The 14,624-nt window shown below is 65.0% G+C and carries 3 protein-coding genes; all 3 read right to left on the bottom strand.

Annotation, left to right across the window (positions count from 1 at the left end; all coding sequences use genetic code 11):
• Positions 1 to 10: 10 nt before the first annotated feature.
• From DL990_RS14245 to DL990_RS14235, 3 genes are read right to left on the bottom strand one after another with little or no spacing between them, the layout of a single operon-like run.
• Positions 11 to 5,776 (bottom strand): AAA family ATPase, encoded by a 5,766-nt coding sequence (locus tag DL990_RS14245; protein ID WP_125798981.1) that lies wholly within the window; start codon positions 5,774 to 5,776, stop codon positions 11 to 13.
• A gap of 59 nt (positions 5,777 to 5,835) precedes the next feature.
• The gene (locus DL990_RS14240) at positions 5,836 to 8,151 is read right to left on the bottom strand and encodes a hypothetical protein (protein ID WP_125798980.1); all 2,316 of its coding nucleotides are present in this window, start codon (positions 8,149 to 8,151) and stop codon (positions 5,836 to 5,838) included.
• Positions 8,148 to 13,952, bottom strand: a complete 5,805-nt coding sequence (locus tag DL990_RS14235; protein WP_125798979.1) for a DEAD/DEAH box helicase — start codon at positions 13,950 to 13,952, stop codon at positions 8,148 to 8,150. Before DL990_RS14235 ends, DL990_RS14240 begins: the two co-directional genes overlap by 4 nt.
• Between the last annotated feature and the right edge of the window lie 672 nt (positions 13,953 to 14,624).

Genomic DNA, 14,624 nt, shown 5'->3' with positions numbered 1-14,624 from the left:
CGCTCCACCTCTAGTCAGGAAGGCAGCGTGCCAACGTTGGTTCTGGCCGATAAATACCGTCATCGACATTGAAGACCTGGAGTGCGATGAGGCACTCGACGTCCGTTTCCGGCGTGGTGATCTCGAAACCCGCGGCCACGTCGAGATCCAGCCGCGATAGCCCCTGGGATCCGGCCTCCGCACGAATCGCGGCGAAAGCACGCAGCAAACGAGCGTCGCCGCCAAGGCCGGACGCACGGAACAGTTCGTTTCGTCCAGCCGGGGTTTCGAGATGCTTTTCGACCTGCCGCAATGCTTCGTATTCGTCTACTCCTGTCGAACCTGGCGACGAATAATCTCCCTTGGTCCGCCGCTGTACCGATTCCACGAGCATCGGCCAGCCGCCCGTGACTCGCAGCAGGTTGGCACGCGCTTCCTTGTCAGTGAACATGTTCGTGTCCATCGACCACACTTGCAAGGTCGCGGGAGTAAATCGGCGCAGTACGACCGTTCCTGCGGACTGGCCGTCGACAGAATCCTGCTCGAATACTCCGCGCCACAACGATATCTGCTCTGGCCCTGCGATAATGACTGCTGAGCGGGTCACACCCGCCGCGGTTGGCCGAAGCGTCTGCGCGAGCTCCAGAGCTTCCAAACAGGCACCCTCGTTCGGTGCCACGCTGAACAAGTCGTCGAGTACGACCCGCCACTCCCCCGGCTGCCCGTCTACAAGCTGCGCCTTGAACTCTCGAACGCCGCCGATGCGGGGGAGCGTGAACCTGGTTCCGACACTGGCAGCCGCCCTGATGGCTTCGCCCGCCATACCGATCCCGGTGGCAGGCGAGCCGAGCACGACCCGCACCTGGTTGTTGTGGTCGCCGAGTACGTCGTCGGTCTGGGCCGCGGTCAACGGCGATGTCCGGCCGCTCGGAAGCTCCTGCCGTGATTCGAGGGCAAGAAATTCGCCGGGAACGGACTGCTCCGCCGCCAACACCAGCTCGGCCTCGACATCGTCCTTCGTCCCGATCCTACTCAGCACGTTGGCACTGCGCAGGTGCCATCCTCTGCCGTCATTATCGGGTGCGAGCACACCCAGTCCGGTCATCTCATGGAGATAGGCACGGAAGCCCTCGCCGTCGAGGTTGCCGAACCCCTGCGGCCAGTAGTCCAGACACTCTTGACGCAGATGCTTGGCCGTGAGCCGGGCATCGAGACCGTTCTCGTACGCGTAATGCGCCAGCACGTGAGCGATAACGCCATAGCGGTGATCGAGATTCAGCGTGTCCCGGAAGGCCGTTCGGATGTCACTTCGAAGATCCGCCTGGTTCTGGACCGCCTCGACATCGTGGCGGGCGATCGCGTACGGAGGCTCGTCGACGCCGAGGACACCACCACGCCGCTTGGCGTGCATCACCTCGACAAGGCGGTTTGCGAACATTTGCAGCAGGAAAGGCTGGTAAGAGCAGTAACCCAGGATCCGGTTCACCAGGTCTGGATCCTGGAACTCGAAGCCCAGCGCGGCCAGTGGCTCCGACAGCAGGTTCGCCGCGTGCTGCGGCTTGAGCGGCCCGATCACCGTTGGTCGTTGTGCCATGTGGCTGAACGGCGCGTTACGCGCTTTCTTTGCGTACCGCTGGACCGAGTGCAGACCAGCGAAGACGACCTTGACTCGTCCGTTGCTTTCCTGACCGAGCGCTTTCAGCGCGGCCGTCTCGTGGAAGTGCGGCATGTCGGCCTCGAAGAACTGGTCGGCTTCGTCGATCAAGACGAGCAGCCGCCGTTGGGTGTTGACCTGAAGCCATTCCCGCACGCCATGCTCGATGTGCTTTCGCGACGACCTGCGGCCGACGTTCTTACGGGACGCCCGCAGGACGTCTCGAAGCTGCAGTTTATCCAGCAACGCGTCCCAAATCGCGTCCTGGCCATTTGGTGAATTGGCCCGAATTCCAATGACCTTGAGATCGAGGTAGATCGCGACACGATCAGCTCCTGCCCGGCTCTGGCTTTCGAAGTGCTCAGCCGCGCTGTGCAGCAGTGCTGACTTGCCAAGGCCTCGACCACCGAAAACCAGTTGGGTGCCGTCGGGGTCGAGGACACTGCGACGCTCCTGGTCACGGCCGTAGAACATCTCACGCGCGACGACACCACGCTTCTGGAGATACGGGTTCACACCCGAGAACGGCAACAGCACCTTCATCGTCGCGGTCATCTGGCCGCCGCTGTAAGCCGCCAGGTAGGCGAGGGCCGCATCGTCCAGCACGACGATGGGCGCGGTCCGGCTCGCGGCCAGCACGGCCAGATCTCGCCGGGTCTGCATGCTCATCGTGCCGAAGTGGGTGATGAGCAGACTCTCGTCGGAGGTATCGCCGTCAGCCCAGCTCATCAGCAGTTCGGCACTCGGCTGGCCCCACACGAGCAGCACCCGCAGCCTGCCCCTGAGCTTCGACCCGAACGCGGGGACGAGGACCCGCCCGACCTGGCCGGTAACGACGACCTCTACGAACCGGCGGTCGCGCCCGCGCGGCCAGTCGGACAACTTGTCGACCTGCCCTGTTTCCAACCCCATCATCCGCAGCACGGGAATAAGATGGGCCTTCTCGCCGACGTTGTAGCGCTGACCCGGCTCGGTCAACGACAGGTCGCGCCAGCTCTCCAATGTTTCCGCGGCGAGCTGAGCCTGGGTTGTGCTCAACTGGGTGAAGTCCAAGATGGGACAGGTGCCGACGGCTTCCCGGTTACGGACCTGCGCGATGAGCTCGGCCGTCACGCCACGGGGCAGCGCTTCGGGAACGGCGGGCACGAACTGCCGCAGATGCTCCGCCTCCTCGATCTCCGGGAGCTTCTCGTCGACTTCGAGGAAGTAGATGAGTTCTTCAGCAGTTGACAGCTGACCGCTGGTCATGAGTTCCGTGACTCGTGTGGAGGTGCTCTCGTCCACACGGCCATCAAGTTTGAGTTTGTCCAAACGGACTTCGAGCCTTGCCCGCGATTCGGCCCGGTAGCTGCTCAGCTGCACGTCCAGCTTCCTGAGCGCCAGCCTGACGTCCGCCAGGTTGTGTCCCCTCGCCTGCTCGCGCACGCCATCGAGCAGACCGGTGAGGTCGCCGTCCTGTTCCTCCGCGATCTCGTCGTTCGAGCGGGCTCGCCCCAGCATCACGGCGAACTGCTCAAGCTCGCCAAGGAGGGCCTCCCGCGACGACTGCTCAGCCGCCTCGACCACCTTCGCCTGGGCTTCCTGGTCACTCAGGTCGCCTGCCGGAAGACGCCCAGCCCTGGCCTTGTCCAGCAGGAACCACGCCACCCCGAATCGCTCACCATCGATGTGCGAGCTCAGTGCGTCGTCCCAGCTGCGGTCCGCGGCGTCGCGGAGATCGCCGACACTGACGTCTGATGGCAAGCTGACCCGCTCGTTATCGATCATGGCGCCGGGCATCTTCGCCAGCTCGGCCGTGAGCACGTACTCGGGTGCCTGCTCGACCGACGTGAGCGTCCGAGCACCCCGGAGAACGCCGAAAGTCTCCTCAAGCGAGCCGACCGCGGCCATTGCGGCGGCCGCGATCATCGGGTCGTCGTGCCCGGCGAGTTCCTTGAGCGCCACAGCCACGGCGTCACTGCGGACGAGCACCGCCGCCCTCATATCGGCGACTTCGCCCGTGCCCCAAGTGGATTGACCGACATCATGCCTGAGCGAGCGGGCGACCGTCACCCATTCGGCGAGCGGAGTCAGCGCGTCTCGTGCCAGGTCGAGCAGATCGCGTCGCCCGGCCCCCTCGATCGGCTTTCCGGAACTTCCTTGGTACTGACCGTCCAGCGCGTCCAGTTCGCTCTTGACGAAGGCGCTGCTGGCGAGGCGTTCGATAGCCGCGGCGACCTCGTCGACGGCGCGCGTGTCGTTGCGCTCGACGATCCCCAGCGGGCGTCCGAGAATTCCCTGCGCGCCGAGCCACACCTTGCTGATGTCGGTCGCCCGCTTGAACCGGAAAGTGCGATGCCGGACCCGGAACTGTTTCGCCGCGGAAGCCAGAGTGAGTAGCGTCCGCTCACCCTCGGCAACGTCGGCCAGTGCGACAAGGGCGCGCGAGTCGGCGAGAACCCCGCGCAGAGCACGGCGTCCGACTTCTTCGGCGATCACCTTCAGATTCGGTTCCAAGCGGGGGGCCAGCTCGGTGAGCAACGCTCCGGTCGTCGGCTCGCCAGTGACCAGCGCGGCACGGATCAGCGCAGGCACGACCAGAAGCAGACTCGGTGTGTCCGCGACCACGCCGTCCGGCTCAAGCTGGGCCAGCTCGTCCCGGAGCATCGCGGCGACCGCACCGTGCTGGAAGCGGACCGCGTCGGCCAGCGCGGCCACCCGCAGCGTGGCCAGCTGCGTGTCCGGTCGCGATTCGGCCGCTCCGATCGCCGCGGCAAGACCGAACCGTGCGCCGCCCACCAGGCGGGCAAAGTCACGCACGAGGGGCGCTTCGGTGTCGTTCGGCTCGTCCTCAACATCTTCGGCATCGTCGATCGCCGGTTCGACGGGCTCCTCGATGACCGGGGCGGGTGCCACTGGCACGTCGTCGTGCCGAGCCTCGGCAGACTCCGCGGGCGCCGGGTCGGCCTCGGTCAGGGCAAGCCGCGCGGCTTGGAGCGCCAGGAACGACAATTCCGGCCAAAATTCCGACCAGCGCATCGCGACTTCCATCGGCGCCGGTTTGCCGGCAGCCGGCGTGGCGAGGTCGATGAGCAGGCTGAGCGATTCAGCCCGTTTCCGCCCCTGCTCGTCCCAGCGAGCTTGGCTCATCAGCTCGGCCGCTTCAGCGTGCACCTGCGCGAGTTGCGCCACGAGCATCGGCTCATCCGGCGGTGCCGCCAGCTCGCACACAACCGCGAGGGAGGCCCGCAGGTCACCGTCGCGCTCCTCGGCGGACGCCTGGTCGATCGCGGCTCTCAGGCTGCCGAGCGTGTCGCCGAGTGCTGACAATCCCGCGTTGATCAACGAGGAGGTCACTTCGTCGAAGGACTCTCGGGTCCTCACCACGTCGGCCAGATCATGGCTCGCAGGCACCTGCTTCGCACTCAGCTGATCGGCGATCCGTCGCGCCGCCTCAGCCCCTTTCTCGAAGATCGATTCGAGGCTGTCCACAGCCGTGTGAAGATTTTCCGGGGGCTCTGCGACAGCGGAAACCACCACCTCTGCGGCCGTTCCGAAAGCCGGCGACCCATCGATGACCCGCTGAGCCGCGCTGGCGATGTTTTCGCGCTCTGTGACGGTGATCCGCTCGGGTCCGAACCAGGGTTGTCGGCTGGCCCACAACCAAACCCTGGCGTCTCGGACCGAGGCAATATGGTTTGCCCATATCGCTGTCTGGCAGAGCGCCGCGCCCCAGTTTTCAACGGGATCCGGGCCCATACTCTCGAAAACCGCATAGCCGATGTCCGTGGAGACCTTTGCGGTCAACATGCGCGCGGCGTGACGGACATCGTCGTCCGCACCCCGAAGCAGTAACGCTCGCGTGTCCTGGCTCATCTGCCTGGTGATCTGACGTGGCTTGATGTTCAGGCCGAGTGGCTTGAACACCGAGCCCCGGTGCTGCAGTGGCACGGACTTCAACGCTTTCATCACGTCAGCCGCATTGAGCTCTTCGATCGCCGCAGCGAGCATTTCGCAGCACGACGTCAGTACGTGTTCCAGCTGAGCCAGAGCCTCATCGCGTACCGGGTCTTGCCCGAGTGGCCAGTCCGGGTCCTCGACTACGGGGTAGGGACGACCGGCATCACCGTGCGAGCAAGCGGCGTGGGGTCGGCGCTGGGTCATACATCCTCCTGGCAAAGAAATCACGATGTAAGAGCTGGCTGTGGGTGGGTGTTCTCGGCTCAGCCCCCGCGAGTGAACGAGGAAACGTAGGTGTAGCCGGGTGGCAGCTCGAGGGCGCCGCGTCCGACGCGCTCCTGCGCGGCCCGATAAGCCGCTTTCTTTTCCTCGCTTGCCACCCGTCCAAGATGGCCGATCCGTCGGAGGTGCCCAGCCACGTCGGTACTACGCAGGAACCGCGCCTCCAAGGTTCGATGCAACGACGCTGTGTCCGGCCGCGCGCTCGCAGCCGCCACGGACGGTTCGTAGACGAGTACTTCGATCTCGCGCTGGCCGGGCTCGGCGGGAAACCGCAAAAGTCCGCGCTCGTCCACGCCTGCCAGATCCGTGCGCAGGCGTCCATCGCAGATCAGCTGATCGACCGCTTCGCCAAGAGCGGGCTCCGTGTTCTCGCCGTAGACCGCCGTGCACAGCCTTGTCCTGGTCAGCACCGCCCGCCCATGACTGTCGAGCAACCCCAGCCGCCGCACCGCCCGCAAGACACGTTCAGACAAGGTCAGCGCTCCGCCTTCCCTGGTAGAGCTGCCTTCCCCTGAAGAACCACGCTTGCCCTCGCCTGGCGCGGCATCACGCGTGATGATCGACTTGTCAAAACGGTGCTCGATGAACTCGCCGTCTACGATGACTGGCTCCTCCAATAACGTCGACATGGCCCGCACGACACTGCTCCCCCGCGGCCAAGTGCACGTCAAAACGATGCCCACGAAGAAGTCCAGCGGCCAGTCGACCCCGCACAGCTGCGGCTGAGGTGTGAACAACTCGGTGGTCGTGTCCTGGGTCTTCTGACAAGCCTCCAGCTCATATCCATCATGGGACAGCACCAACCGCAGCCCCGTCACGCTGCCACGCATGGCCGTGGCGACACCGTCGGGCAACGGCAGGGTGCCCTCGAGCAGATACTTCAGCCGCATCGGCTGCGACCAGGTTATTTCACTGTCCTTGACAAGAAGGTCGGATGGCTCGAACAAGTCGGCGGGTTCCTCGAACTCCGGCTCGGCCAAGGGCTCCGCATCGGGCAGAGTCGACGCCCACCCGAGTCCCAGCGGCTGAGTGATGTCGAGCCGGGCTTCCGGGCCTCCCGGTGCCTCGGACCGCCAGACGCCACCGCCCTGCCAGGCGTCGTCAAGCCGCAGGCTGACACCGCCTGGCAGCATCCCGGTCGACTCATCTGAGTCACGGCGGGCGTAGTCACTGATCACGGAGTTGGCATGGCACACCGCAGCGGCGTAACCGACGCCGACCAGATGCCGCCCGGCATCCCGGACCTGCCGAAGCCGTGGGCCGATCGCGCTGTAGACCGGCTTCGGTTGCGTCGCCCAGCGCGGCGGCCGCTCCTGGATCGCGCTTCGTCCGAGCTGCGTGGCGATCATTCCCAGATCCGACTCGCCGAGTGGTCCATCGTCGGTCAGCCTTGCGCCGAACGCGGCCCGGCTGAACGAGTATCCATGCCAAGTCCGTAGCCGGTCATCGAGGCATCCGAGAGCATCGCGGACCGTGTTCAGCACGCCGAGTAAAGCCGCGCGGTACTGTTCCTCCCCAGCGTCAGCGGTGAGCAACGAGCCTAAGGGCATCGGGGCTGAGGCACTCATCAGCTGATCACGGCCCCGGGTGAGGAGATACTGCGCGTAGTAGGACACCTCATCGAGATCGGCGTCTTCACGCGAGGCGTATTTGGCGTTATAGACCAGGTGGCCGTCCCCGTTCATAGCACGGCCAGCTCGTCGCGCCCTGTCCAGCTGCGAGTGCGTCGGGGAAAAGCCCAACCCGAATACATCGGTATCGATGACCAGCAGTTCTCGGAGCAGCGGGCAAACATCCGAGTTCGTCTGACCAGGGCCGACCGCTCCGGCGGGCGCACCGGACAACCAGTCCGGCACCGTTCCGTCGTCTTGCAGGTCTGGGTGCGCTCCCTCTTTGTAGACGACCTCAGCGAAGAGCGGACGGCCACCGGAGGTGATCTTGACCAAAGCGCCGACCGGTAGCGCGTCGTTCTCTTCTCCCGCATGGACTTCAGGGAGAGAGAAGAGGTCATTGGTCGCGCCGCCGACGTAGCCACTGACGGTCAGGTCAAAGCCGAAATAGACGGCGTTGAACGCGACGTTGACGTGCACGGGAGCAGTCCGAGTGATAACGAGGGCCACGAGGTACCGAAACAGTCGCTGCTGTTCCTCGTCCTCCATGGAGTCGAGGCCAAGGAGCATGCCCGGTGTCACCAAAGGAGGATCGACATAGGGTTGCCAGACGGGACCCGCGTCGCGCTGAGACGGCTCGTCGTCGAATTCGGCGCCACACGCCCAATCTGCGTCTACCTCCGTCATCTCGTCACCTCCGAAGTCTGGGATGCATCCGCAGCAGTAAGACGCGCCTGTTCACGCCGCACATGTCCAGCGTCACGCCAGAGCACGCCTGTCTGAACGACCTTCGCCTCGGCCGTCAACCGGGCCAGCGAATCTTCGATATCGAACAGCCGAACCGATGGATTGGCGCCGAAGAAGCGACTCATCCGCAGGCCCGTTCGCAGCTGAACTCGCCTACGTGCACGGGGATGGAAGTAGGAATCCTCCCCACGAAGTGCTCGGTAAAGGTCACGCGGATGCACGCCCGCGAAGACGTCCCACACGAGGCGTGAAACCTGCTCGTCGAGCCGCCGACGGCGGACCTCCGCGTCGACGCGATGCCCAGCCGGGCGCGGCCGTTTCGTCTGGAACGCCTCGACAACTCGAGACATTCCGTCCCCAAGTGGCCAGTTGCCCGCGTTCCAGCATGCCGAGCAGCGGTTTCCCGCATGCGAGCAACAACCATCCGGCAGATCCTTGATCCCGAAGTAGTCGGCGAACTTGCGATTCGCGCAGGTGAGCCTGTCTTCGAAAAAGTCTTGCAGCAGACTGATCTCCTCGGCGGCGCGCTGCGCCTTGCCCAGCACCGCGGCCAGGAATCCCGGCGGCAGCACGGGATCGACGACCCGCAAGCCAGTGACGAGCCGCCGGGACGGTGCGGCGCTCACATCGAGCACACCACGGTCGTGGAAGTCAGCGAGCAGCTGCCAGGTGCCTGCAACGTCGTCGACGACTGTCCGGAAGTCGGGCACCGTCCGCTCGAGATGCCGATCAAGACCGTGAACATCCAGCTTGACGCGGTGCAGACCCTGTCCTCTCGAAGGTAGATCCAGCAGGACAGCGACCACCGCAGCTTCGACCTCGTCGAGCAAGTCACCTGCCAGCTCATTCAGTTCGCCGGCTTTGACAATGCAAAATGGCGGGAAATCGCCGAGATCGACGACCGCGCCCAGTCCGGCGAGCGCGGCGAACGCCCGGACGACCCCTGACTGGTAGTTCTCGGCGGTCCTGCTTCGGCGAGCTTCGTCGAGCGAGAGCACACCAGCGGCGATGTCCGCGCCAATCAGCTCGTCGGCGACCGTCGCGGCATCGAGGACACCACGGCTCGCCAATACCGCCTGTCCCATTCGCTCAAGCAGTTCCTTGCGCAGGTCGTTGGCGGTCATGAACGCGACCGTGCGTAACCCCTGAGTCGTCAGCAGCGTCAAGCCGAGATTCGGGTCGGTCGATGTCGTGGCGGCGTCCCGACCGGCACGACCGATCTGCTGGTAGAGCGCGGCGAGGTCGGTCGGTGCGCTGACACAGAACACCGTCCGCACGTCCGGCCGGTTGATGCCGAGACCGAACGCGCTCGTCGCGACGATCACGAGCGGAACGAAGCCTTCTTCGTTCTTCTTGGGCGCCTCACGGAATTCGGTCATGACCGCCGACTTCTCGATCTCGGTCAGCCTGCCGTGGAACCGGCGCACCCGTGTCCCTCCCTCACCTAGGTAGTTCCGCAGATGCGAGTGGAGCGCAACGACCTCTTTGACCGTGAGGCAGTAGAAGATCGAGTGGTCTTCCAGCTTGCCGACGACCTCCTCAGCGAGGCCGGCCGTGATCGCAGGCCCCGCTCGCTCAATGCTTTTCCGGAAGATCGCCAGCTCGGGACGGATCGGGTTCTCCCGCACGGTCACCAAGGTCCCGGCCGCCACCTCCGCCGCTTCACCATCCTGGCCACCCACCGGGCTTTCGGGCAGTCCGAAGACCTCGGCGCGCAGCCCGGCGTGCACCGTGTGGTTCGCCGTCGCGGTCAGGGCGGTGACCGGCAGCCCGAAGTCACGGCGCAACTCGGCCAGGAACTGCTCGACCCTGCTCATGGCCGGACGGAAGTCATCCCACTGCACGAAGGTGTGTGCCTCGTCCAGCACCACGCGGCTGACCCGGCCTTGGCTTGCTGCCTGTCTCACGAGCTCGCGGAAGCGACGCTGGCAGAGCCGTTCCGGCGACACATACACCATACGGATCTTGTGCTCGGCAACGCCGCTGAGCTGCTCGGCGACCTCGGTCTTGCCCGCACGTGAACTCGACTCCCGCATGGGCGCGACTAGGGCGCGGACCGCCCCGCCGATGCTCCGGTTCAGCTCCAGCGCTTGATCCTGCATCAGCGCGACAAGCGGCGAGACCACGATCGTCATGCCGGGCAGTACCAAGGCCGGAAGCTGAAAGCAGAAGCTCTTGCCGAAGCCGGTCGGGAGCAGGCCGAGCACATCGCGCCCAGCGGCGACGGCATTGATGACTGCCCGCTGAGCCGGTTTGAGATCAGCAGGCTCATCGGACAGGCGCAATAGCCCGCCGACGACACCGGAGCGTTCGAGTACCTCCGACTCGAGCGAACCGGCCGCGCGATGTCGCACGACCTCCTCGGCAGTCATCTCCAGTTCGCGGATACGCCGGGTCTGCGGCAGCAGTGTGTGCTCGTGCAGCGCTTGCGACGTGCACAGCTCCTCGGCACGTTCAGTCTTGAGCAGCCCTTCGGCAGCGAAGAACTGCCAGATACGGGCCCAGCCTTCGGCCATCGTTACGACGTTCCCGCCTGCCCGTTCGCCGGTGGCCGGATCCGGCGCCAGCAAGCCCGGCGATCCCGGTTCCGGATCGTCATCCAACGAACCCAGGAAGATGTCGCGGTAGGCCCGGCGCAGCGCGGATCTGCCTGCAAGCTTGCGGTCGCTGATGACGACCACACCACGATGCCGCTCCGACCGGATCAGTCTGCCGACAGCTTGCCGGAGCTGCAGTGCCGCCAGCGGGAGGTAGTAGTTCAAGGTCGCGACGGCATCGGGATCTTCGGCGCGCGCCGCCTCCGCACGTGCTTTGACAGCTTCGCGTCGTGCCGCGATGACCGGCGCGGCAAAGGGCGCAAAAGGGAGTTTGTTGATCCAGACCAAGCGCAGCCGGTCCGGGTCATCGATGTCGACTCCTTGCCACAACCCCTTCGTGCCGACCAGGAAGCCGCCGCCGTGCTCGTGATCCTTGAATTCGAGATAGCCCCGGTTGTTACCCAATACCAAGGTGGGCAGCACAGTTGTCTCGTCACCGCGACGGCGCAGCTCGGTCGCGAGATGCTCTGAGATCCCGCCTGCCGTCGAGCGCGCTGTTGTGAGAACCAGTGCCCCACCGTCGAAGCCACCACGACCGCGGTCCTCGGCATCCCCGACCGCGTGAATCATTTCCCGTGCATAGCCGGCAAGCTGGTGCGCGACGGTGCGCATGGCTCCCTCGGTCTGTTCCGCCCATGACGGGAAATCAGAGAAGCAGACGAGGGCGGCCTGCTTCCCGAGATTGAACGGCGTCGCCAGTGAAAGAGTCGCGACGCCCGACGACAACCCGAGCCGACCGCGGATGAAGTCCCACTTCCCGGCCACGCGCAACGTCGCGCTCACGTAGTAGGTCCTGTCGAACGCGGTCAGGAACTGCTTCCAGTGTTCGTCGGCCGACAGCTCCACCGGACTGCTCGCGATCCGGAATCGATAGCGTCGCAAACCTTCATTCAGCGCACCGACCTCCTCCGCATACACGACCCGGTTCGATGTTCCGGGTGGCAGTTCGCCGGACGCCGTGCCCTCGTCGTCGTCCTCCTCGGAAAGGTCTACCTCGCCTTCGGGCGACAGTTCCTCCTCGGCTTCTTCGTTGGCCGAGCTCGCCGGGGCGTCGGAGCCGCCTTGCCTTCCGATGATCGAGTTCAGATCGTCGACGACCGAGGCCGACGACTCGTGAACGTACTTGCACCTGGTGAGCAGGGTCTGCACGCGCTCACGCTCGAAGAAGTCGAGGACCTGCACGTGGGCTCGCTCGTAGGCGCCCAAGGCCCCGACCAGGGCCTGACAAAGCCCTCCGAGCCGTGTCAGCAGCCCCGCCAGCTGCCGCGACTGCGGTATGCCGGACATGCCCATGTAGGCACTCGCCAGTGTCGCCGTCCGGGATCCCACCAAGGCGCCGCTGGCCGCCCCGCAGGCGTCGAACGCCATGCCCGCGACACGAGGGAGCTGCTCGTGATCAAGCAACGCCTCGAGACTTCCGATCGACTCACCAACGGAGTCCCGTGCGAATCCGCGCCTGGCCGTCTCGCCCCAGGTTTGCAGCTCGGCCAGCAGATCTTCAACGAAACGGTAGTCGACCGTTGCGGTCAACGCGGAGGTGGCGGCATCTTCGAGCTGATGTGCTTCGTCAACGACCAAGATCGTGTTCGTGCCGAGCGCGTCGAGGTCATCCAAGTGGGCCAGCAGCAGAGCGTGGTTGGCGAGTATCAGCCGATTTGACGTCAGAGCTTCCCTAACGACATCCGTGTGCGAGGCCACGGCGACCTCGGCTCCGGCCGGGTATTCGCCGTGGCTGGCCTGCGACAGCGACTCCAGCCAGATCGGGAGCGGAGGTCCCGCGTACTCGCTGAAGAACGCCGGAAGATCGACGGCATCGACAGACCGTGCGATCCAGCCGTTTCGCACGTCAGCGGCGGCGAACAGGCGAAGCATGAGGTAAACGAGAAGTTCACGGAACACCGGTCGTTCAAGGAATCTGTTACGCGGCCCGGGTCGCGACCGAACTGCCCCTTGCTCCATCGTCGCGTCGGCCAAGAGGACGGCCAGCCCGCGAAGAGAGAGTCTGTTCGCCTGCCCCTTCACGAGGTCGCTGGTCTCGAGCAGCCCTGGCACGACCTTGTCCAGCTTGGCGACGTCGTTGGCGAGCTGCTGCTGCAACTGCTTGGTAAAGGTCGAAATGACGGCGGTCCGGTCAGGAGCGCCTGCCAACCAGTCGAGCGCCGCAGCCAAGATCGCGAAGCTCTTTCCCGTTCCAGTTGGCGCCTCGACGAGAGCAGGCACGCCCCCGTCCACCCAGCGGTGCAGCGCGGTGGTCATTTGCTCCTGCGCGGGACGGCGCCGTGCATCGGCCCCATGCGCGACCGCCGCCAGCTCTATCGGGTCGATCCGCCCGTCTTCTCCGCACAGCTCAGAACCGACCTGAAGCGCCGGGCGGGCGCCCACACCGTCATCGAGCCGCCGCGGGACATGGTTCGTCAACTGTGCGGAGATGACGTTCGTGACGTCACCCTGTCCGTATGCGACAACGTCACCGGACGGATGCCCAGGGCTGGTACCGGCCAAGTGCCGCAGAAGTAGCCACGCCGGCGAATCAGGGCACGTGGAAGCGACGAGATCCAGCAGGTCACGATCCCAGCTCGCGACCAGCCGAGCCCCACGTTCGAGTAGCCGCTCAAGCAGGCGACAGTCGTCCACCGCGTTGTGCCAGCTCAGCCCGGCGCGATCTACGCCAACCTGACCGGCGAGCGGACCGAGCTGATGGTTCACCTCCGTCGGCCACAGCGCCAACGCCAGATAGTAGGCATCGACCGGAACCGGAGCGAGCACTGGCAGGCCCTCCCGCAGGCAGGCCTCCGCCAGCAGCGGAAAATCCGCGGCTGTCCCGTTGTAGGTGACGAGCATGTCAGCCTCGGCACAGAACGACTGCAGAGCCAGCAGTGCCTCCAGCGGCGGGATCGCACATTGTTCGTGCCGTACTCGTACCCGGTCACGCCGAATCTGCCAAGCACCGTCCTGCGGCAGCTCGACAAAAGCATCAAAAGTGTTGTCCGCGTGCACCCATGCGGAATCCGTTCCCAGCCTGACCGCACCGATCTGGAAGATCCGCTTCTCGAGATACGGCTCGGTCGCGGTGGTGCGGACAACCGACTCGATGTCGATGATGACAGCGCGCAGCGGCGCGCCAGGATCCGATGTGCTTGACATTTGCTGCGGCATTGTTCGCGTTGGGTCCGGTACTGCGAACCCGCCTTCTGCCAGGACAAGCGCACCAGCCTGGACCGCCTGCGCCACAGCCGCTTCGAGTCGCTTTGCATGCAACCTGGGAAATCTCTTGCTCGCCAGATCCATCAATTGCGCCCTGGTCAGAGCGGCCCCAGCCGCAGCGACGACCTCCACGATCTGGCTAGCCGTCGCGCTGATCCGAGATGCATCCGGTTGGGTCAAGATGATCCTCTCACTCGCGGCTACGGTAGATAGGCGCAAGCGAGCCGAAAACCGTTACATCGATCTTCGATACGACCCCAGATAGCTCCCGATTGTTACATCGAGGAAGCCCGTGGCGGCAGCAGAACTGTTGACAGGGAGTCAACACTTGTGCGCCAGTGCAGGTACCGTTGGTACCCACCCGCACTCCATGGGCAAAGTTCCACACAATCCTCGAACACTTCGCGCATGTGACGCGGCACGACTGACACTCGTGATGGTTGACGCCGCAAGGCGGGCGACGGACACCTAAGACAGGGCGGGGTAGTCATGGATCGACTCCAGGGCTATCCCACGCAGATTTCCCTCCGGGAAACAGTGCGTCATCAGTATTTCGAGCTCCGTACGGGTATCGCGTCGCCCCGATCGCTATCCTGAGGCCGCCACCTCTGG

This window comes from Amycolatopsis sp. WAC 01416 (assembly GCF_003947485.1).
In the GTDB taxonomy this organism is placed as follows: Bacteria; Actinomycetota; Actinomycetes; order Mycobacteriales; family Pseudonocardiaceae; genus Amycolatopsis.
Note: the sequence above shows the minus strand (reverse complement) of the source record. Positions and strands in the feature narration are given on the sequence as shown.

Coding starts and splice junctions, on each gene's coding strand:
- DL990_RS14245 (WP_125798981.1), bottom strand. CDS start 5,776: ATGACCCAGCGCCGACCCCACGCCGCTTGCTCGCACGGTGATGCCGGT.
- DL990_RS14240 (WP_125798980.1), bottom strand. CDS start 8,151: ATGACGGAGGTAGACGCAGATTGGGCGTGTGGCGCCGAATTCGACGAC.
- DL990_RS14235 (WP_125798979.1), bottom strand. CDS start 13,952: ATGTCAAGCACATCGGATCCTGGCGCGCCGCTGCGCGCTGTCATCATC.